Source organism: Christiangramia sp. (assembly GCF_029937855.1).
In the GTDB taxonomy this organism is placed as follows: domain Bacteria; phylum Bacteroidota; class Bacteroidia; order Flavobacteriales; family Flavobacteriaceae; genus Christiangramia.
On record NZ_JAPYPC010000029.1, the window covers coordinates 1 to 21,981 of the forward strand.

The following is a 21,981-nucleotide window of genomic DNA, read 5'->3' on the forward strand; positions in this document are numbered from 1 at the left end:
CAATGCCACAGAGTTTAGCTATTCTTTTTAAATATTTATTGAGAAGTTTAGTGGTGCTCTTTGTCCTTGTATAAATTCGTTCAGCTTGGGTTTGATCTACTTCCCGTAAAAAAGGGAATAAATATCCGTTATTTAATTTCTTATCTGGGCGATAGTAATCAATTATAATCCTAGCTTTATTCAGGACTAGTCAATAAATTCTTAAATATTATATATTATAGCGCTTTAGCAACTGAATAACTCTGGGGTCATATTTATTCTGAATATGTTCGGTGGCATTGGCAAAGAATGATTTAGAACCATCTGCCCTTTTAATTTTTGTTTTATTTGCTTCGGAATAATTTTTTCTTGGAATTGAAATAATTATCATTGACTTCAAACTTCCTTTTCATCAAAAAGTTATTTAACTTCTTAAAATCCGGATGAGTCTTTTTATCTTACCAGAAACGTCATCCCAATCTTTTTCAAAAACAGATTGTTCTCGCCAGACATAATTCGTTTTATAATTTTGGCTAATTCTTAAGGCCAGAGGTATTCTTCCTTCTTTCTTTTTCATGTTTTTTCTCAAAATAATCTTTAAATTTGCCATACAGTTAAGATTTAAAACCTTGTAAAACAAGAATTTATTATAGAATCAGTTGATTTTTTTTATCAAGCAGAATTTCCCGCTGAAATATTTTTCATAGGAACAGCTCAAATACCTTTAAAATACAAATATTGTGCAGGCCGATTGTGCGCCTACTAATGTTGATAGTGCAAAAAAATAAAAAAATCTGGGTCTGGTCCAATATTATTTCGATGCTATGCCTGTACCGAATGATTTAGTTTTTTTGGAAAATCCAACCTAGAGATGGGACCACCTTACTACCAAACCGCCTGATTCACAGATAACAATGTTCTAGGGGACCGTGGTATTTAAGATAAATTCAAAAGAGGACAGATCTATTGGAATAAATTAGGTTATAAATCCAAATCTGTATCTCTTTGCCGGACACTGTTAAAAAAATATAATAATCCAATAGCAACCAAAATAATAATACCAGCAATAATAAATGGATAATAAAACCCTCCCACCACTAACCAAGTTCCTATAACCGGGCCCAAAATCTGTCCTACACTATTGGCGGAAGTTTGTATGGAAATATTGCTTCCTGCATTTTCTTTTGAAAGCAAAGATACTGCTGAAAGCAGGTTGGGGGTTACCATTGCTCCACCAGTGGCGAATGTTATAATTAGTGCATAGACATAAAATTCATTACTAAAAAATGGAAATGCAATCATGGAAATTCCTGAAATCAATAATCCGGCTGCAATTTGCTGCTTTGCCGTTAATATTTTTTCACCATAGGTTGCGAATATAGGTTGTAAAACTGCCATAACTGATCCACAGAGCATAAATCCTATGCCTATTTGATTGCTTGTAAATAACAATTCATCTTTTCCGTAAATTGAAAAAACCGTTTCAAAGAGGGTGACCACAAATTGCATTACAAAAGAAAGCAGTAACAGGATGGTAAAGAACCTACTAAAGCTAAAGCTTAATTTTTGTTTTTCTGAAACAAACAGTCTTATCGGTGTTGTATTCCCAAGCCATTTTATCAGTATGCTCAATATAACAAAACCCAAAAGTGCAACCAGAAGAAATGGGATTGAAAAGCGATCCAGATGTAATATCCCCAAGGAATACTTGAAATGTAGATTTGTTTGGGATAGAAGGCTACCTAAAACAGGGCCAAAAATAACTCCTGAACTTATGGCAACACCAGACCACGCCATTATTTTTGTTCTACGTTTTTCAGATGTAATATCACTTAAATATGCGTTGCCAACTGGAATAACTGATGATGTGAAAATTCCACCAAAGATTCGAGCGATATATAGCATTGTCAAGGATGAGGCTAAACCGGTAAGCAACTGCATTACTACAAAGCCAATTAAACCGCAAATGATTATAGGCTTACGGCCGTATTTATCCGATAGCTTTCCCCAAACCACTACGAATAGTAGCTGGAAAAAAGGATAGATACTCGTGAGCAGACCAATATGAAAGTTAATAAGATCGGTATCGGGATTTTCCTTTAGGGCTAATCTTTCGGTATAGTAAGGAAGGGTTGGCAATAAAATACCATAGCCTAACATCACTACAAATAAACTCAACAGGATTAAAGATATCCTGTTGAGTTTTTCTTTTTGGTTCATTTATTTTTTACCGATTTTTCGCTTCAGTAATTGCGCATTAATAGCCACTATAATCGTACTTAAACTCATAAATACCGCTCCTACAGCTGGTCCTAAAACAAAGCCTGAAGAATATAATACACCGGCTGCTAAAGGAATAGCCACTACATTATATCCTGTAGCCCAAATCAAATTCTGAATCATTTTATTGTAGGTGGCTTTTCCAAAGAGAATTAAGTTGGCAATATCCTGTGGGTTACTGTTGACCAGAATGATATCTGCTGTTTCGGCGGCAACGTCAGTACCTGAACCAACTGCAATTCCCACATCAGCTTTGGCAAGTGCGGGCGCATCATTTACACCATCACCCGTCATCGCTACAAAATCGCCTTTGTTCTGTAACTCTTCTACAATTTCAACTTTTTGATGTGGCAATACTTCGGCGTAGTAACCATCCAATCCAAGTTTTTCACTCACAGCCTTAGCGGTTTTTTCATTATCGCCAGTTGCCATCAAGACTTTAATATTGTTTTTTTTGAATATTTTTATAGCTTCCGCAGATTCAGGTCTTATTTCATCAGCAAGAGCAATGTATCCTGCTAGCTGGCCATCTATTAATACAAATACAACAGTTTCAGCAGCGTCACTATAAGCATCTTCAGGAATAGTGATTTTTTCATCCCTTAAATAACCAGGGCTGACCACCTTCACTTGTTTACCATCTACATTTGCCTCTACACCTTTTCCTGTAATTGCATTAAAGTTTTCAGGTTTTGGAATAGTAATGTTATCTTCTTTAACTCTTTTAATAATACCAACTGCAATGGGGTGTTCTGAGCTTTGTTCCAATGCACTTGAAAGTCTTAAAATTTCCTCTGTTGAATAAGCTTCTTTAACAGATTCGATTCGAGTGACACCAAAATCACCTTTGGTTAGTGTTCCTGTTTTATCAAAAAGCAAAGCTGAAATTTTTCTTGACTCTTCAAAAGCAGTTCTATTTCGGATAAGCAATCCATTTTGAGCAGATACTGCCGTAGAAATCGCAACCACAAGGGGAATGGCAAGACCCAATGCGTGTGGACAAGCAATGACCATAACGGTAACCATTCTTTCTAAAGCATAGACAAATGGAAAGCCTAAAATCAGCCATACCGCTAATGTTCCAAAACCAATAGCCAAAGCGATATAGGTTAACCATTTTGCAGCCCTGTCTGAAAGATTTTGCATCTTGGATTTGGTTTTTTGCGCTTCTTCGACCATTTTGATGACCTTGTTGAGATAGCTATCTTTTCCAGTATGCTCAACCTTTACTTTTAAGGTACTGTTACCATTTACCGAACCACCAATAACCTTATCGTTTTCATCTTTTTTTACAGGTTTGGATTCGCCTGTAAGCATAGATTCGTTCAGGTAACTTGAACCGTCTACTATAATCCCATCAGCAGGAACTTTTTCACCTGGTTTAACCAAAATCACATCATCCTTTAGTAAATCTTCAAGAGGGATGTCTTCTATGATGTCGCCTTTTACCCTGTGCGCTTCCGCAGGCATCATACTTACCAGTAACTGTAAAGCTTTTGACGCACCTAACACACTTTTCATTTCTATCCAATGACCAAGCAACATTATGGCTATAAGTGTTGATAGCTCCCAGAAAAAGTCTTCGCCTCTTAAGCCAAATACGGTCGCGGTGCTATAAAAATAAGCTACAGAAATTGCCATAGAAATCAAGGTCATCATTCCTGGCGCACCTTTTTTGATTTCAGACCAGAATCCTTTTAAAAATGGCCAACCACCATAGAAATATACGATTGTGGAAAGTGCAAAAAGGATATATGGATTTCCGGGAAGCAAAAACTCATATCCAAAAAAGTCCTGAATCATCGGCGAGAAGAACAGTATGGGAATAGTAAGTACAAGGGTTACCCAAAACCGTTTTCTAAAATCGGCAATCATCATTTTATGATGGTCGTGGCCCATCTCGCCGTGACCGGGATCATGATCGGAATGGCCACTATGTCCCGAATGGTCACTTTCATCCATTGCTTCGTTATGGCCGTGTTTGGTTTTTTCGACTAGGTTATCTTTTATATCAGCTTCTTTTTTTAATGCTTCATTCTTTGCTGAATTATTCCCTTTGCCATTATGTTCGTGGGGATGATGTTTGTGATTTTCCATAATTTCTGTTTTTGTTGATTTTTATCTTAATTTTTTTCGCATTTCTTCTGAAATGTTTTCGGCATAGACGCCATAGGCATCTACCAGAAGTCCTTTAATTCCATCATTGGAGGATATAGCATATAAAATGCTATTATCGTCGGTACTGCTCATTCCTTCAAAGCGAAAGGTTTTATCTACTTTAAAATCTTCAGGCCGGATTTCAATTTTTAGCGAAGCACATTCCAAGCATTCAGGCTTCAAATTGAAATCGTAGGGATAATCGTTTGCCTGTAAATCGTTTATGGCTTCTGAAAGTGTGTTGTAATTGTTCATTTTATTTATATGTCATTGTAAAATAACTATTATCTTCCTCTGTAAATTTCTGAAAGGTCAGTAAACCTTTTTCATTTAATTTTTCGTTGACGGTATAGTTGAGTTGCTTGATGCGAATTCCCCACGCATAGGCCTTTATATTGATTTTTGAATTAATCTTGTTTTTGTTGCCCTCAAATATTCGGTCGTAAATCTTTATGATGCTTTTTGAACCAAAAAAATCCAACAGTCCCGAATCAAAAGTCATTTCCAATTCTATATTTTCAAGGTTGTCCAAATCGTAGAGCTCTTTAAATTTTTCAGAGGTGGTATTAATTTCGGTCTCCTTTGATTTTGGATTGGAAAACGGGAAAGCCATTACCACTACACTTGCTTCATCAGGCTTGCAACGATAGGTTGTGGTGTATTTATCGGTCAATTTTTTGTCTTTATCAAATAATTCCGTAACTACCTCAATTTCATAGTATCCATTTTTCTTTATTGTTTCACTGGCTTTGAAAGTTTGTTTATTTAAAAAAGAACCATTTTCATCAAAGTTTTCCCGAATAACAACTCTGCCTGAAATCTGCCCAATGAGCATTTCAGTTTGTCCAGTCATTGTTGCTATGGATAGGATAAAAAACAGAATGAAGCTTTGTTTTTTCATATATGGTGCATAAATCTCTTTACTTCTTTTGCCATTACATCGCTCAAATCAATAACATTTGAAGGGTGTGGAATAGTATTGCGAGTAGCAATTTTTTCTGTGCCTATTTTATTGATTGTTGTAATTTTTCGATTTGTTCTATTTCTTCTATATTATATAATTGCGGGATTTCTGCATCCCACCCATAGGTTTCCTTAATGCCTTTTTGTAATGCTTCTGCACTCTCTTTTTCACCGTGTACAATGAAAATACGTTCGGGTTGGATTTTTATTTTGCTCAACCAATCCATAAGTTCAGCGTGGTCTGCGTGTGCTGAAAGCCCTTCAATTTCCGCAACTTGCATTTTAAATGGCACCCATTTTCCATAGACTTTTAGTTCTTTCTCACCTTCCAATAATTTTCTACCTCGTGTGCCTTCAGCTTGATAGCCTACAAAAAGCAAGGTGTTATTTGGATTTTGTGCCTGTGTTTCAAGATAGTTTAGCATTCTGCCACCAGTGAGCATTCCGCTTCCTGCAATCACGATTTTTGGTTTGTTGTCTGTTCTTAACTCCATTGTTTCCCGATAACTGCTAACGACCGTAAAGTGTGAGCACATTTCGTCACATTCGTTATCTTCCAATCTGTGCCAATCACGAGTTCTATGAAACAGTTCCAATACGTTGGCACCCATCGGACTGTCCATAATCATTTGTACTTTTGGAATTTTGTTCTCCTTGAGTAATTTCCAAAAGATGAGCATCATCAGTTGGGCACGCTCTACCGAAAAACTGGGGATAAATAAGCTGCCACCTCTATCAATGGTTTCGTTGACCAATTTTTCAATCTGCGGAAGTGCTTCTGCTTCATCTGGATGAAACCTTCCACCATAAGTGGATTCAATGAAAAGTACATCCGCTTTTTTTGGCTTTAAGGGTGGAAACAGTAATAAATCGTTTGTTCTACCGATATCACCTGAAAAAACGAAACGTTTTCCACGTATATCTAACTCAATGTATGTGGCACCAAGGATGTGTCCGTTGTATTGAAACCTCGCTTTCACATCTTTGAGAATGGGTAGCCATTGCGAGGTCGGTACTCCTTTGAAGTAAGGGATTGTTTTTTCTACATCTTTTACATCGTAAAGTGGTTCAGCAGGATTATGTTTGGAATAGCCTTCTTTATTGGCACGTTCGGCTTCCTGTTCCTGTATTTTGGCACTATCGTTCAATATGATTCTTGCTATATCCAAAGTGGGGTTGGTACCATAGATGGGTCCATTAAAGCCTTGCTTTACCAATCTCGGCAGATAACCTGTGTGGTCCATATGGCCGTGGGTGAGCAAAACAGCATCAATATCAGCAACATTAACAGGTGGGTACTCCCAGTTTTTAAGGCGTAATTCCTTTAGCCCTTGAAAAAGTCCGCAGTCTATGAGTATCTTTTTATCTCCTGTATCCACTAAATATTTTGAGCCGGTTACTGTGCCTGCCGCTCCTAAAAAATGGATGTTTATTTTATTTTTTTTCATTGGTATCTATTTAGGTTGTTGTACATAATTTACTACAAGAGCTGCTCCCCAAATTTGTGACCACCGCAGCAGGAAGGTGAGTTTCCTTTATCCTGGTCCGATTTATATAGTAGTACTATTTCATTATATAGATTGCGCGAATCTTCTTTTATAAGAAGCGCTAATTTTTTTACGGATTTAGGCTCTGGGTTTAACATATCTAATAATATTTCCAGTGCTTCTTCAAGTAGTTTTGAGTCATCTTCCAATGCCTGGTAAAATGGTTCTAAATCTATGTTGCCCTGTTTTTGCAATTCTTCAGTTTTCATTTGTATTATTTTTAAAAATTAGTAATTATTCATTATTTGAATTAATGGGATCTACATAATTCTCTTGAATCTTCGAGTATCTTATTTTGCCTTAGCTTACTGATACCCATTTGTTCCAAAAAGTCTGGATTTTCGTGTAGCTCCTTGCAGAGTATGATGCCTTGATCCAATAATTTTGTTTTTTCAGCTTTGGTAAGTGTTGTTAAAGCGGTTAAGGGATGTAGCCCCGATTTATCTATTCTGTCCTTGAGACCATTTCCTCTTGGATAATCCCAACTGGTCATAAGCATTCCAACACATTTCCCGTACTGAATGGCATCGGTTGTGAAACGCGTATTGGTGTAAACCCCGCCTTTATGAAGTTTAGCCTCGTGACCTTTTTGGTGTTTCCATTGCTTTTCCACGTCCAAAAACCGTGAATGGATATATAATGGGATTTTTACATTGCAAAACCTGCCTTGGTCACTATGGTATTTACATTCAATCATATAATGTTTATTTCCTTTTTGCGCTATCACATCCACTTCGTGCTGAACGCAATTGCCTTGAACTATGACACCAACCTGTGTTGAAAATCCTTCGTGTGCCAATAGTTTGCCTACTAACTTTTCAAATGGGAAGCCAGAAGGGCCTAATTCCATCAGGGCTTTTTTGAGTTTGTATTTTGAAGCACTTACTCTCGACTTACCTTTTAGCATTTTAAATGCCATTTGATATATTTTTTTGGTGGTAATGCCTTCATATAATTGGTCTTCAACTTGTCCTATTATTTGCTGAATCAATTCTTCACTTGCTTGCGAACGTCTTAATGAATTGATAAGTTTCTCCACATCAAAAGCTACCACATCTCCTGAATATTTTACTATGTTGATTGGATGTTTCATTTTTTAATATGTATGGTCATCACAGGAAGTTCTGAATGATTAGTTACACCTTCGGCAATACTTTTTGAAAATAGGCTCAAAAATCCTGTACGGCCGTGGGTACACATAGCTATCAAATCGGCATCATTATACTTTAAGTAATTGTTTATACCCGTTTCTACAGCAGGTTCGTTATATACATTCATTGAGTACTTCTCCAAATCCGGAAACCTTTCCAGGAACTTCTTAAGGGGGTTCAAACCCTGTTCAATACTATTAAAATCAGTCTGTGTATTGACCCTTACTAAGTGGATATGTGCACCGCATTTATTAGCAATAGAAATAACATGCTTAAAGGCTTCACTCACATCTTCCAGAAAATCTGAAACAAAAACGATATCTTTAAAAGGAAAGGATACTTCTTTGTTCTTCACCACAATTACGGGCACATCTGCTTTTCTCACAATTTTCTCAACGTTGCTTCCCAATAATTCCCTTACACCGCCTTGCGTACCGCTACTTCCCGTAACTATAAAATCGTGATGAAAATGCCCGGAATGTTTTAAAATATTGGCCTGGCCTCCATCAAATTCCAGAAAAGTCCTGCATTTAAGTCCTTCGCGTTCCGCTTTTAACCCCAGTTCCCTCAAATCGGCTCTTGCGCTACCTATTTGTTGAACCGTTTGCGGATATCTTTTTTCTTTCTCCTTATCCAGGTTTATCCAATCTACCGGTGTGTTCATTAAATGGAAAAAATGTATTTCTGAATTGTACAGTTTTGCCATTTTAACTCCAAGTTCTGCTGCCTTGTTACAGTTTTCAGAAAAGTCTGTTGGTACGAGTATATTTTTCATCGATTAAAAATTTTAATTGATTATTCCTTTTATTTAATAAACTTCATTCACAGAAGGTATTTGCTTTTCAAAACAATCCAGGTTATAGATAGTCGTTTCTGCAATATTGGTCAATGCGGTTTCGGTTAAAAAGGCCTGATGACTGGTTATCAAAACATTGTTGAAGGTCATTAATCGGGCAATCACATCGTCTTGCAAAATATCATCGGAATGGTCTTCAAAGAACAATCCTTCTTCTTCCTCATACACATCTATTCCGAAATACCCAATTTTTTTAGTTTTCAATCCTTCGATAACAGCTTTGGTATCGACCAATCCTCCACGACTTGTATTGATAAGCATTACGCCTTGCTTCATTAATGAAATATGTTTTGCATCAATCAAGTGTTTCGTTGAAGACGTTAGTGGTACGTGTAAGCTTATGATATCGGACTGCTTACAAATAGTTTCACAATTGGTATAGATTACATTGTAGAACTTGATTAAATTTTCATCCTCAATGACATCCTGAACAAGTATTTTACAACCAAAACCGTGTAGTATTTTGACCAATACAGATCCAATTTTTCCAGTCCCGATAACGCCGACGGTTTTTCCATTGAGGTCGAAACCGGTAAGACCGTTCAATGAGAAATTCTGGTCACGTACCCTGTTGTGTGCTTTAATCAATTTTCGGTTTAATGCAAGTATGAGCGCCATTGTATGCTCTGCAATGGCATAAGGTGAATAGGCTGGGACACGAGCCACTTTAATTCCTAGTTCTGATGCTTTTATTAAATCGACGTGATTGAACCCTGCCGAACGTAATGCGATACATTTTACGCCAAAAGCATTTAATTTTTCAAGGATATGCGCCGAGGCATCATCGCCCGTAAATAGACTTACTGCTTTAGAACCCGTTGCGAGAATAGCCGTTTCTTCGGTCAAGCGACTTTCCAAAAATTTTAATTGTTGAGCACCATTATTTGCCTTTACCAGATAAGGTTCTTCAAATTTATGGGTGCTAAATATTGTTGTTTTCATCTTACATTTTTTGAATTCCTAACTGTATTAAAATATATGCTATACCCACAACGACAACAGTTCCAAAAATTAGCATTACGAGTTTCCCCGTTTTTTTTGAGCCTTTGAAATAGGTAATCCCAAGTTTTACAATCATATTGCTTCTGGTTGCTGTTATAATGACATTGGTTACCAGTGCGAATTTTTCTTCCAAAGACCCAAATTTTGCCATACTAATTGTAATGGCATCTGTGTCTGCCAATCCTGCAATGAGTGCTGAATAGTATAACCCGCTTTCGCCAAAAAATCGATTTCCATAAAAAACAGCAAATAGAATAACCACATAGACACCTCCAAACCCTAAAGCGTTCCATATATTGAGGGGATTCCCCAGATTGATGTCTGTTTTTGGAACATCTGTATCCTTTTTGATAAATATGAGTGCACTAATCAAACAAATGAGTGTAAATATGGTAAATGGAATAGCTAAATAAGAAAGTATGGCACTATTGAAAATATAGGCCAGAATTGCCAGTCTTGGAAACAGTATGGCAGAAGCTATGATGATGCCAGCTGCATATTTTTTTGAGAGCTCTGGCGATTCCTTACTTCGGGATGCATAAATCCACGCCACTGCGGTACTTGAAATCAATCCGCCTAAAATTGCTGTGAGCAGAATACCACGTTTAGAACCTACATATTTTACAAGAAAGTAGCCGATGAAATTCAGAAAAAAGACAATCACTATAATTGCTCCTATCTCAAAAGGGTTAAGCAATCCTTCCGGCCCATAGTCTTGATCTGGTAAGAAAGGCAAAATAAGAAGCGCAATAATTGAAAACTTAATAAAGGCAAAAAGCTCTTCTGAAGTAATATTCTTTATAAACGTATTAAAGGTAGTTTTTAACGATAACAAAGTAACAACTACAACTGCGGTAGCAACTGCTTCCTTATGCAAATGATTGGCAACCATAACACCCAAAATTAGCGTAGCGAACAATGCCATATTGGTGGTAATACCAGTCATAATGTACTTTTGCGCTATGGAAAGATGACTCAACGCCAAAAACAAGAGAAATGCTACCGCAATAATAATGACCAACCAAGGTGTGTAAGCTGTCGTAAGGTTGCCTAATATAAAACCGATGATTGCGACAATTGGGAAGGTTCTTATGCCTGCAAAGCCTTGTTCTTCCTTCAATTTATCGTATTCACGTTCCAACCCAAGAATAAGGCCAATGCCCAGACTGATGAGCAGTCCAAGGATGAAAGGGTTGATATTTTTAAAGGCCTCGGTCATAACTACTTTTTTATTGCTTGGTAGGATTAAAATCGCTAACTGTTTGATACATTTCGTTCTATTTTTAAACTTTTACCGATGCACTTTTCTTGGATGATCTTTTTGCCACGTTTTGAAGCCGAGTCCATCTTTAAACTTAAATCTAATTTATTTTCTTTAAGACCAACCTCCAAAGGGTAACCCTCAACAACTAAACGCGCCATTACGTAGCACAAGCTGGATTCCGCACCTTGATTTATATTAATATTTTCTTTTTCAAGACCATCATAACAGGCACCATTAACAGGGTTGTACATAATTTGCTTGAGATGGTTATTGCCTAAAAACCAATTAAATGCGGTATGAAGCTGTTTGGAGTATTTCTTTTTATGGGTAACTTTACAGAATAGGTCCAATGAAAGAATGGTATAAGCCACCTCAATGGGTTGTTCGCCGTGAAAGGTACGTTTGTTTCTTTTGTGAAACCATCCGTCATTAGAAATGACTTTAATTTGCCCTTTCATAAAATATTGTGATAATAAAAAGTCAAAAGTAGTTTCGGCAACGTCCTTGTATTTTTTATTTTTTGTGATTAGCCAAGCATAAAAAAGCGCTTCTGGCAATATACTATTGGCATAGGTCAGGTAATCTTCAAACCATTCCCATTTTTTATCACTGGTAATATTAAAAATGCGCAAGAGCTCTTGGGCCAATGTATCTGCTAACTGATTATATTGGGTTTTAGGCTCATTTTCTTGATAATAATAAAGTCCTTTTAATATAAAGCCAATGGCTCGTGGGGATTTGAAATCCGCTACATTTCGTATGACGTTTTTAAAACAGTTTTCTGCTTTGGCTACTAAACTTTTTGGCAGGTTTTCTGTATCAGACAATACATAGCCAAGTGCCCAAATGGCCCTGCCATTGGAATCTTCCAGGTTCACTTCGGTATTCTGATTGGTAAATTGCTTTTCATAATCCACATAATTATAGAACAGTCCATCGTCCTGTTGGCAAAACACAATAAAGTCCATATAAATTTCAATGAGCCGCAGGACTTTGTCATTTCTTTTTTTCTTATAATACATAAGCATTGCTATAAGCGCCCTTGCATTATCATCAAGTGTATAACCAAAAGACGTATCCGGGACACTAAAATTTGAAAATTGAAGCATCCCAAAGTCAGTAGTCATATCTTCAATATGGTCTGTTTTTATGGGTGGTAAACTAAAATCCAAAGAATTATTATGTTGCAAATAATCCTGAAAAATATCGGAATAGGAAATGGCTACATTTTCCCAACTAAAAGCACGCATTTTAAGAAAAGCATTTTTTCCCATTGATGTTGCTATTAGCGGTTGTTCCAACAAATCGATAACAGCGTTACTAATTTCTATGGGATCTTCAAAATCATTCAATAAAATACCAGTACTGGAATCAAGGTATTCTTTAGAATGGGGAATAGGAGTTGATATAACAGGGTTTCCGCAACTCATGGCATAAGCAAAAGTGCCGCTAACGGCCTGGTTGGGATCTTTAGATGAGAATAAGTAAACATCGGACAAGGATAGGTATTCCAACAATTTGGAAAGTTCCAAATATTCGTTTATAAAAATGACATGGTCTTTAATATCTAAATCATCGACTATTGTTAAAAGCGCATTTCTATATGTTTCGCCTTCTCTCTTTATTATATCAGGATGTGTTTTGCCTAAAACCAGATAAACTGTGTTAGGGAATTTTTGGAGTATTTTTGGCAATGCACGAAGGGCTGTTTCTATATTTTTATTCTCACTTAATAAACCAAATGTGGAGAGCACATTTTTATTTTGAAAGCCATATCTATTTTTAAGCCGTTGTTTTTCTTTCCATAGTACAATATGGGTGCCATGGGGTATGACAGCTATTTTGTTAGTATCAATATGATAATCACTTTCTAGTATTTCTGCGGATTTATTGGTAAGAACGATCAGTTTCTCGGAAAGATCACCCAACGCTTGCACTATTTTAGTTCTTTTTTCATCTGGATAGGGTAGCACGGTATGAAACACACAAGAAATAGGGATGTCTAACTTTAGCAGAAAAGCCACTAAATGGCCACCGTAGTCACCTCCAAACAGCCCAAACTCGTGTTGTATACAAACCATTCCAATATCGTCCCTTTCATTTAACTTATTAGCTACTTTGAAAAAGGAACTTAACTCTTGGGCATCTATTTTATATTTAACTTCCTCTGGATAATCATTAGCGTCGCAGCACTCATTTTCCAGAGCACAAACCTCGATCTCTATGGTTGAGCCAAAGCATCTTTTCAAAGCCCGTATCAAATCTTGTGAAAAAGTAGCAATACCGCACTCGCGTGGAGGATATGAGCATACGAATAAAATTTTATGATTTTTCATGATATAGCTGTTTTTTTTAATTCATTCAATACTAGTTGTAGGCTTACTTTAGCTACCGCCGTATGTTTGTCGGCCGCTCCATAATATATATGAAGGTCGTCCCCGAACAATGCGGTCCCGGTAGGAAATACCACATGATCTACAACACCAAGCAGTTCCCATTCTTCGGTAGGGGAAAATAAGGGATAGGGCAATCGTCCAATTACTTTTATAGGGTCTTCAATATCCAGTAACGCAGCGGCGGCGTGATAGGTCTTTCCAATGTGGGTTTCACAAACTCCGTGGTAAATCATCAGCCAACCATCCTTTGTTTCTATGGGAGGGCATCCGGCACCGAGATAATTCACTTCAAAATCGTAGAACGGATCCATAAGAATATGATCGTGAAGGTTCTTTATATGATTTTCCCAAAATTCTTTGGTAAGGTTTTCCCACTTTTCAAACTGTACTATTTGTATTCCTGGCCATATACGGTGGAGCATTACAAATTTACCGTTGATTTTTTTGGGGAACAGGACAATGTCCTTATCCCTCAGATACCTATGTTTTTCATCTGCCAATCCAATTTGTGCAAACAAGTTGTAGTAATAATAATACTTTGGATTCAATCTTTCCTGATTACAATGCTCCAAATGGTATTTATATTCTTTGTAGGTAATGAATGGTGTGATTATCCCCTTTTTCTCAAAATGTTTCAGGTCTTTTGAAGTTGCCAAAGCACCCATGGCATTGAACCCGTCATAAGCTGTATAAGTTAAATAATAGATATCTTCAATTTTAACAATACGAGCATCTTCCACACCATGTTTTTCATAATCAAAATCACGAGTTATTAACGGGCTTGATTTCCTTTCTATGAGATCTAAATGCTCATTGGTTTTGGCATATCCAATGGTAGAGTAATTGCCATCTTCCACCGCACGGTAAAAGATATGCACCTCTTCACCTTCTTGAAATATTCCAGGGTTTAAAACCCCATTGCTCTCAAATTTCAATTTAGTGGGACTGAGCAGTATCCCTTTTTTCTCTATGGGTATTCTGGTATTAATTTGATGTGTATGTTCCATATTGTAATATTTATTTGGGGTCTTCCCTGTTGTATTTGTCCTTTAGCCTGACAATATCGTTTTCATCAAAATTTCCAAAAGCAATTTCAAGTACACTTACAGAAGAATCAGATGTTTTTATTTGATGTACGGTTTCCTTCGGGATAAAAAATTCGTCCCCTTTATGGCCAACTTTGGTATTGTCGCCAATTACGAAAGTTCCCGTTCCATCTATTACTCTCCAGAATTCTTCCCTGTTATGGTGAAACTGTAGACTTAGCTCTTCGTTTGGATTAACCGTAAGTATTTTTACGGTGCTAATCTCGTTATGGGTAAAGCGTTCAAAGTTTCCCCAAGGTCTTTCCTCTATGTATGTTTTCATTTTTCTCGTTTTTATTTTCCAAATAGTTCTAAGAGTTCGTGCAATTCTTTATTGACCTGATGTTGTTTGACCACTTCATTAAAAGGGGTTAAGTGCAATTGATTGTTTAAAATCCCGACCATTACATTCTTTTTACTTTGTAAAAGTGATTTTACGGCTTCCACCCCAAGCCTAATACCCAACATCCTATCTAAAGCAGAAGGATTTCCACCACGCTGTACGTGCCCAAGTTTTGTAATTCGTAAATCGACATTGGGGTTGACTTCCTTTATTTTTGAAGAAACAAGTTCGGCACCTATTTCATCGCCTTCTGAAACCACGACAAGAAAAGCATCTTCGCTATCGTAATTTTTAACCTTATCCAATAGATAAATAAAGTCCTTTCCACTCTCGGGAATTAAAATGGCATCTGCTCCTGTGGTAAGTCCTGAATGAATGGCGATGTAGCCAGAATCCCTGCCCATTACTTCCACAATGAATACCCGATTGTGAGATTCCGCAGTGTCCTTTATTTTATCAATATTCTCAATGGCTGTATTTACTGCGGAATCAAAACCAAGGGTATAATCTGTTCCTGAAATATCATTATCTATAGTACCAGGAATGCCGATAAACGGAATGTCGCATATTTCTGAAAAAGTAAGTAGTCCTTTAAATGTGCCATCGCCACCAATGGCAATCAGGGCATCTATGTTATTTTCCTGTAGGTGTTTCAAGGCCAATTTCCTGCCTTCTATAGTTAGAAATCTCTTACTTCTGGCAGTCTTAAGTAATGTTCCGCCCCTATGCACCATTTTTTTTAAGTCACTGCTCTTAAGAGGTGAAAAATCACCATTAATCATTCCCTCGTAACCTTTTAGAATCCCGGTAATTTTAATCCCATTTATCTCTGCCACTTTAGCAATTCCATATAAGGCCGCGTTCATTCCCGGCGAATCACCCCCAGAAGTAAACAACCCGATATTTTTAATTTTCTTATTCATGGTTTTTATATCATTTTTAAAAAGAGTTTAAGCTACCGATATGCTTTTTTCCAAATAAACTTGTTGCACGGTTTGCAATAACTCAATCCCCTTATTGAAAGGTTTTTGAAATGCCTTTCTTCCCATTATCAAACCAGAACCACCAGCTCTTTTATTGATGACGGCAGTTGTTATCGCCTCAACTAAATCAGATTCACCTTTGGACCCACCTCCTGAATTAATCAGTCCTATTTTGCCCATATAGCAGTTTGCTACTTGCAATCGACATAAGTCAATAGGGTGGTCGGTTGTGAGGGTTTTATACATTTTATCATCATATTTTCCAAATCCTATCTCTTTGAAACCAAAATTATTGGTGGGTAATTTTTGTTTGATGATGTCTGCTTGAATAGTAACACCCAAATGGTTTGCCTGCCCGGTTAAATCGGCAGCTGCGTGATAATCTTCCTTGTTGGTTTTAAATGCCTCGTTCCGTGTATAGCACCATAAGATGGTGGCCATTCCCAAATTGTGGGCTTCTTCAAAAGCTTCAGCAATTTCTTTAAACTGTCTGTTACTCTCCGCTGAACCAAAATAAATGGTAGCGCCAATAGCAACCGCTCCCATATCCCAGGCCGATTTTACCTTACCAAAAAGTGTTTGGTCATATTTATTTGGATAGGTGAGCAACTCATTGTGATTAATTTTTACGATAAAAGGGATTTTATGGGCATATTTTCGGGCGTTCAAACCCAAAACCCCAAACGTGGATGCCACACCATTACAACCAGCTTCAATAGCAAGTTTTATAATATTTTCCGGGTCAAAATAATCCGGGTTTTTATAGAATGAAAATGCTGCGCTATGCTCAATACCCTGGTCCACAGGAAGGATACTTAAATAACCACTTCCTACCAGGTTGCCGTGATTGTATAATTGGGAAAGGCTACGAAGAACCTGTGGATTACGATTACTTTTCAAAAATACATTATCGATAAAGTTTTTGCCAGGTAGCTGTAATTCATCTTTCGTAATTTTTTTACTAACGTACTCAAGGTAAAAGGAAGCTTTATCCCCTAAATGATCTACTATGTTTTTATATGTGTCCATAACGCTTATTTTTTAATTAATTCCCAAGGTTTTATTTGTTCTGGTAATGGATTTTGCCCCATCCATTTCAATTCCGGTAAGTGCCCTAATGGCATCTATGGTCTCTGGTATAACAATGGCTTGGTTATCGACTACATAAGCGTAAAAAAGTTCGTCTCCCTGTACTTTCAGCATATCTTCCCAAAGAGCCACTTCGTACATATCGCCCCACGGCCTTCCCATATCCAAGAACATTTCCTTAATGGTATTGTTAGAAACCAGACCCTGGTCATATTGAATTAATTTAATACGGCTCGACGTCTTGAAGGCTTTTAGCACTTCTTCTTTATTCGCTTTTTTCTTTAATTTCACATTCCAATAATGCATATGGCTTAAGGTTTCGGGTACCTTTACCGCTGCGGTGATGACATCCAATTCTGGATCTACACTTTTAGCATCTGGACCTTGATGGCTTGGGATATCTTTTTCGGGAACCATTGTATTCATAATACCACCTAAATGACTTTCCCAGGGATCTGTAGCTCTTCTTAAGAGGGTTCCTCTGGCATAATCCAATAAATCGGCTCTTTTTAAAGCGGTCAAGGTTCTTAAAATAGACGTAGTATTACAGGAAACCACTCTTGTCGCATTCAAGTTTAAAGCCGATTTGTAATTATTTTCAGCACTAAAGGAATGACCTGTAGTTTCGTGTTTTTCACCTCCTTGTACAATAAATTTGATGTTTTGCTCCTTGTAGATAGCTACATTTTGAGCGGCAATCTTTTTGGGTGTACAATCAACAACCAGGTCTGATTTCTTTAAAAGCTCCTGTAAATTTCCTTTTACTGAAATTCCTTCGGATTTCATTTTACCTTCAGCTTCCTGGGTAGCTGCATAAATATCGTATTCCTTTCTTACGGCATTTTGAATTCGCCAGTCGGTAATGATATCGCATACTCCCGAAAGCTTCATATCTTCTTGTAGGTTGATGGCATCTGCCACCCTTTTTCCAATGACTCCGTAACCTATAACTGCTACATTTTTCATATAAATTGTTTTTAATTAATTATGTTTTATTGTTTTTGTCACTTGTATTCTTCATTCCCATCGGCATATTACCTTCATCGTCTGTATGTGAAATCATAAAAAGGCGTTCCGCCACAAGTATTAGAACAATCCCAATTGCCGCGACAATAAGAACCAAAGGATCGTTCAGATATTTTATATAAATAAAGGCCGAGAGTACTGCAACATCCAGTATAATGGCAATCACGGGGATAATTGGTTTAAAATCCACTTCTTTTCTAAGATTGCGGAAAAGCCCCCAATGAATTGCGATATCCATAACGAGGTAAAATATAGCCCCAATGGATGCAATTCTTGTTAAATCAAACAGGATTGTCAATAAAATGGCAAGGGAAACGGTAAATATGAGTGCCGGATTCCTTAAACTGCCAAATTTGGTCAAGGAAGGCACCTGTTTCATATTACTGAGCATCGCCAACAGGCGTGATGATGAGAACACACTGGCAATGACCCCAGAGACCGTGGCTATTATGGCAATACCAATAGTAATCCAGGAACCCCATTCGCCAAAAACAGGTCTTGCTGCGGCCGCGAGGGCATAATCTTTTGCCGCAATAATTTCGGGGATATTTAAACCTCCGGCCACAGCCAAAGCCAGTGCTACATAGATGAGCGTACAGATAAGAATAGAAATAATAATGGATCGTCCTAGATTTTTATGTGGATTTACAATATCCCCACCTTGGTTAGTGATAGTGGTAAAGCCTTTATAAGCAAGGATAGATAACGCCAAAGCGGCCACAAATCCGAAGCCTTGTGGTAATGTCTCAGTATTTTCGGGAATATAGTTTCCCGTAATACCGGCAAAACCTGAAATTGCAAGGCCGGCAATAGCTAAAATTGCTATTCCCACTACCTTTATAACAGCGGTAAATGTCGCGGTGGCACCAATAACCTTATTGCCCAGGATGTTCACTATATAAGCAACAACAATTAGCCCAACACCCAGGGTAGAGGCATAACCTGCATAGGACTCGGGAAATAGTCTCAACGTATATGCTCCAAAAGTGCCCGCCACCAGACTTTCGGAAACTACCATTGATACGTACATCAGCAAAGAATAAAACCCTGTTGTTGTTCCAGGTCCATAGGATTTGTTAAGGAATTTAACCACACCTCCAGACGATGGAAAAGCATTTGAAAACTTGACATAGGAATATGAGCTAAAACCCACCACAACAGCACCTGCAATAAATGCAATGGGAAATAGATCACCCACCAACTCTGCTATTTGCCCCATAAGGACAAATATGCCAGCACCAATCATTACACCAGTACCAAGAGATATGGAACCTATTAAGGAAAGCTTATCGTTTTTATCTGTATTGGTTTTCATCTTTAAATTAATTCTTCGTGTGATTAATTAATGATTTTGGTTTAAAATTTCTAATAATTAGACGGTTGCTCTTCTCGTAAGTGAAATAGCTTACTGCCCAATTAAAACCAACCATCAATTTGTTTCTAAATCCGCTTATGGATATTAAGTGTACTACTGACCATAAGAGCCAGGCGAAATAACCTGTAAATCTGAACTTGCCCAAATCTGCTACTGCCTTACGCTTTCCTACGGTGGCCAGGGAACCTTTGTCTTTATAGTAAAAAGGTTCTATGTGTTTGTTTTTCATAAGCTTCAACAAGGATTCGCCAAGATATTTGCCTTGCTGGATTGCTACCTGCGCCACTTGTGGATGCCCTTTGGGTGTTTCTTCAGAAATAAGCGCAGCTATATCACCTATGGCAAAAACATTTTTAAAGCCTTCTACTTTTAAATAGGGATCGGTTTTAATCCGGTTGCCTTTTACCACGTGTTTTTCATCGACACCTTTTGGGAATTGACCTTTTACGCCAGCTGTCCAGATGAGATTTTTTGCTAAAATTTTCTTTCCGCTTTTTGTAGTAACCTCTGAACCGTCATAGTCACTTACCGACTCATTGAATAGTACTTTTACATTCAAGCCTTTTAAATACTTTAAAGTTTTTGATGATGCTTTGTCTGACATTGTACTTAACAACTCGTCAATAGCTTCTATTAAGTAAATGTTCATAATGGAAGCAGGGTATTCTGGGTAATCTTTGGGTAGAATATATTTACGGAATTCAGCTAAAGCACCTGCCATTTCCACGCCAGCAGGACCACCTCCAACGATAACGAAATTTGTTAGGGCATCCCGTTCATCATCATCACAGGTAATCGCTGCTTGTTCCAGATTTTGCAACATCATATGGCGAATGTTCAGGGAATCGCGAATATCCTTCATCCCCAAACTATTTTGGGCTACGGAATCCATCCCAAAAAAATTGGTGGTCGTACCAGTTGCAAGTACCAGATAGTCGTAGTGGACTTTTCCTCTGGAAGTTATTAATATATTTGATGAGGGTTGAATTTCCTCGACTTCGGCCAAACGAAATATTACATTCTTATAACCACTAAATTGTTTTCTGAATGGAAAAACAATACTGTCTGGCTCCAAAGCACTTGTGGCCACTTGATAGAACAAAGGCTGAAACTGATGGAAGTTGTTTTTGTCAAACAATACAACCTGCACCTTTTTGTGTTTCAGTTTTTCAACCAATGCCAGACCTCCAAATCCTCCACCAATGATAACTACGCGAGTTAGGTCAGAATCTGGAAGGCAGATATCATCCGTTACCTTGCAAGTGGATTCCAACGTAATGCTATGTATGTGCTTTTCTTTCATTTTTTATTTCTATCTCTTGCAATCAGTACTGAACATTTAGCGTTTGTGGTCAAGTATTGAGATACAGAGCCCAATACTAAGCGCGAAAGAGCACCGTGACCCTGAGAGCCTACTACGATTAAATCTGCACCCCAATCTTCTGCTTTTTCATTAATAGTACTTTTGGGCAGGCCACTAACAACACTTGTGGTTATGGTAAGTGCCTTGTTTTCTGCCTTGATTTTATAGGAAGCTTCTGAAACGATTTTGTTTCCCAATTTTTGAGCGTTACTTCTAATTTCTTCTATGTAATTTCCTATCCTGCCGCTCATAGTATGCAATCCCAAACCGGTTGTTTTAGGAACTTCATAAACATTTATGATATGAATTTCACTATTTGGGGATAGGATCATTTTTTTAAGCTCGTGAATGGCTGCTTTGCTAAAGCCTGAACCGTCTATTGCCAATAATATTTTCATAATTTGAATGTTTTAGTTGGTTGACATTTCTTTCGATTTTATAAGTTTTCTCCAATACAAGTGTTCATATAATCCAGACCAATACATACCAAAGGTGAAAGCGAACAGTAACTCTTCAATTGGGATTCCCAAAACAAGAATATGGGTCAGGTTGTCCAGATTCCAGTACAACTCCACATATTGGGGATAGAACGGAAGGATGCTTCCGAAATAAATGAAGTACAGTATGGTAAACAAGACTCCTCCAACCCATATCTTTCCTTTTAAATCTGGGCGACAGTACAATGTTGCCAAGCCACCTATAAACAAAGCGATAATCCCACAATAAATGTGGTTGAGCGATGTGAATAAGGCGAGTATGAAAAAGACCAATGCAGGTATAAAAAGTATATAAATATGTAGCTTATGTCTCTGGTGACCACGCTCGTTATGCGGTATTTCAACGAGGCTTCGCTTAAAAATAAGGTTGTAGAGCACCGTGCCAATCCCGCCAATAGCAAAAGAAAAGATAAGGCTCTCTATATCAAAACCTGTTTGTTCTGCTAAATTGAATAAGGAGGGCGGGAACCAATATTCTGGCACAAAAAAGGGTTCTGTTAATCCAAAAGGCATTGTTATAAGGCTCATTTTGAGCATCTCTTTTCTTGATTCTTTTCTCAATAGATAGATGAGTGCCCAAAGCGCAAGAATTATAAGTGACCATATAAACCAGACGTATTGCATA

The 21,981-nt window shown here is 37.5% G+C and carries 22 protein-coding genes; all 22 read right to left on the minus strand.

Annotated features, from left to right (window positions below; translation table 11 throughout):
- Positions 1-208: 208 nt before the first annotated feature.
- The 22 genes from Q1K34_RS14030 to Q1K34_RS14135 all read right to left on the minus strand — a co-directional run bounded on the left by Q1K34_RS14030 (position 209) and on the right by Q1K34_RS14135 (position 21,980).
- Complete coding sequence (locus Q1K34_RS14030; protein WP_300440118.1) at positions 209-370, minus strand: hypothetical protein; 162 nt, start codon at positions 368-370, stop codon at positions 209-211.
- A gap of 33 nt (positions 371-403) precedes the next feature.
- Positions 404-589, minus strand: coding sequence for a hypothetical protein (locus Q1K34_RS14035; RefSeq protein ID WP_236995810.1), 186 nt, complete (start codon positions 587-589; stop codon positions 404-406).
- A gap of 371 nt (positions 590-960) precedes the next feature.
- Positions 961-2,199: an MFS transporter gene (locus Q1K34_RS14040; RefSeq protein WP_300440125.1), complete on the minus strand. Its 1,239-nt coding sequence runs from the start codon at positions 2,197-2,199 to the stop codon at positions 961-963.
- Positions 2,200-4,221 carry a copper-translocating P-type ATPase gene (locus Q1K34_RS14045; RefSeq protein WP_300440255.1) on the minus strand — a complete coding sequence of 674 codons (2,022 nt, stop codon included), beginning with the start codon at positions 4,219-4,221 and terminating at the stop codon, positions 2,200-2,202. It abuts the gene before it with no gap.
- Positions 4,222-4,377: 156 nt separating this feature from the next.
- The gene (locus tag Q1K34_RS14050; protein WP_235329170.1) at positions 4,378-4,671 is read right to left on the minus strand and encodes a phosphoribosylpyrophosphate synthetase; all 294 of its coding nucleotides are present in this window, start codon (positions 4,669-4,671) and stop codon (positions 4,378-4,380) included.
- A 1-nt stretch (position 4,672) separates the two neighbouring features.
- Positions 4,673-5,269 (minus strand): hypothetical protein, encoded by a 597-nt coding sequence (locus Q1K34_RS14055; protein ID WP_235329172.1) that lies wholly within the window; start codon positions 5,267-5,269, stop codon positions 4,673-4,675.
- A 151-nt stretch (positions 5,270-5,420) separates the two neighbouring features.
- Positions 5,421-6,827, minus strand: coding sequence for an MBL fold metallo-hydrolase (locus tag Q1K34_RS14060; protein WP_300440131.1), 1,407 nt, complete (start codon positions 6,825-6,827; stop codon positions 5,421-5,423).
- Positions 6,828-6,859: 32 nt separating this feature from the next.
- Positions 6,860-7,135, minus strand: coding sequence for a hypothetical protein (locus tag Q1K34_RS14065; protein ID WP_300440133.1), 276 nt, complete (start codon positions 7,133-7,135; stop codon positions 6,860-6,862).
- Positions 7,136-7,176: 41 nt separating this feature from the next.
- Positions 7,177-8,019 (minus strand): ATP cone domain-containing protein, encoded by an 843-nt coding sequence (locus tag Q1K34_RS14070; protein WP_235329181.1) that lies wholly within the window; start codon positions 8,017-8,019, stop codon positions 7,177-7,179.
- Complete coding sequence (locus Q1K34_RS14075; RefSeq protein ID WP_300440137.1) at positions 8,016-8,852, minus strand: universal stress protein; 837 nt, start codon at positions 8,850-8,852, stop codon at positions 8,016-8,018. Before Q1K34_RS14075 ends, Q1K34_RS14070 begins: the two co-directional genes overlap by 4 nt.
- Positions 8,853-8,885: 33 nt before the next feature.
- Entirely contained in the window at positions 8,886-9,875 is a 990-nt protein-coding gene (locus tag Q1K34_RS14080; protein ID WP_300440139.1) for a 2-hydroxyacid dehydrogenase, read from the minus strand.
- Position 9,876: 1 nt separating this feature from the next.
- The gene (locus Q1K34_RS14085; RefSeq protein WP_300440142.1) at positions 9,877-11,154 is read right to left on the minus strand and encodes an MgtC/SapB family protein; all 1,278 of its coding nucleotides are present in this window, start codon (positions 11,152-11,154) and stop codon (positions 9,877-9,879) included.
- A 35-nt stretch (positions 11,155-11,189) separates the two neighbouring features.
- Positions 11,190-13,535, minus strand: a complete 2,346-nt coding sequence (locus tag Q1K34_RS14090) for a glycosyltransferase (protein WP_121344441.1) — start codon at positions 13,533-13,535, stop codon at positions 11,190-11,192.
- The gene (locus Q1K34_RS14095) at positions 13,532-14,602 is read right to left on the minus strand and encodes a pesticidal protein Cry7Aa (RefSeq protein ID WP_300440148.1); all 1,071 of its coding nucleotides are present in this window, start codon (positions 14,600-14,602) and stop codon (positions 13,532-13,534) included. The genes Q1K34_RS14090 and Q1K34_RS14095 overlap by 4 nt, the downstream gene beginning before the upstream one ends.
- A gap of 10 nt (positions 14,603-14,612) precedes the next feature.
- Positions 14,613-14,963, minus strand: a complete 351-nt coding sequence (locus Q1K34_RS14100) for a phosphomannose isomerase type II C-terminal cupin domain (RefSeq protein ID WP_121344443.1) — start codon at positions 14,961-14,963, stop codon at positions 14,613-14,615.
- A gap of 11 nt (positions 14,964-14,974) precedes the next feature.
- On the minus strand, positions 14,975-15,946 hold the full coding sequence (locus tag Q1K34_RS14105) for an ATP-dependent 6-phosphofructokinase (protein WP_235329210.1): 972 nt from the start codon (positions 15,944-15,946) through the stop codon (positions 14,975-14,977).
- Positions 15,947-15,973: 27 nt separating this feature from the next.
- Positions 15,974-17,035, minus strand: coding sequence for a class I fructose-bisphosphate aldolase (locus tag Q1K34_RS14110; RefSeq protein ID WP_235329212.1), 1,062 nt, complete (start codon positions 17,033-17,035; stop codon positions 15,974-15,976).
- Between the two features lie 12 nt (positions 17,036-17,047).
- Positions 17,048-18,061 carry a type II glyceraldehyde-3-phosphate dehydrogenase gene (locus tag Q1K34_RS14115; protein WP_300440155.1) on the minus strand — a complete coding sequence of 338 codons (1,014 nt, stop codon included), beginning with the start codon at positions 18,059-18,061 and terminating at the stop codon, positions 17,048-17,050.
- 19 nt (positions 18,062-18,080) lie between these two features.
- Positions 18,081-19,436, minus strand: coding sequence for an APC family permease (locus Q1K34_RS14120; protein WP_300440157.1), 1,356 nt, complete (start codon positions 19,434-19,436; stop codon positions 18,081-18,083).
- A gap of 7 nt (positions 19,437-19,443) precedes the next feature.
- Positions 19,444-20,799: an NAD(P)/FAD-dependent oxidoreductase gene (locus tag Q1K34_RS14125; RefSeq protein ID WP_300440160.1), complete on the minus strand. Its 1,356-nt coding sequence runs from the start codon at positions 20,797-20,799 to the stop codon at positions 19,444-19,446.
- Entirely contained in the window at positions 20,796-21,257 is a 462-nt protein-coding gene (locus tag Q1K34_RS14130; protein WP_300440162.1) for a universal stress protein, read from the minus strand. The genes Q1K34_RS14125 and Q1K34_RS14130 overlap by 4 nt, the downstream gene beginning before the upstream one ends.
- Positions 21,258-21,269: 12 nt before the next feature.
- Positions 21,270-21,980, minus strand: coding sequence for a lycopene cyclase domain-containing protein (locus tag Q1K34_RS14135; protein ID WP_300440165.1), 711 nt, complete (start codon positions 21,978-21,980; stop codon positions 21,270-21,272).
- Between the last annotated feature and the right edge of the window lies 1 nt (position 21,981).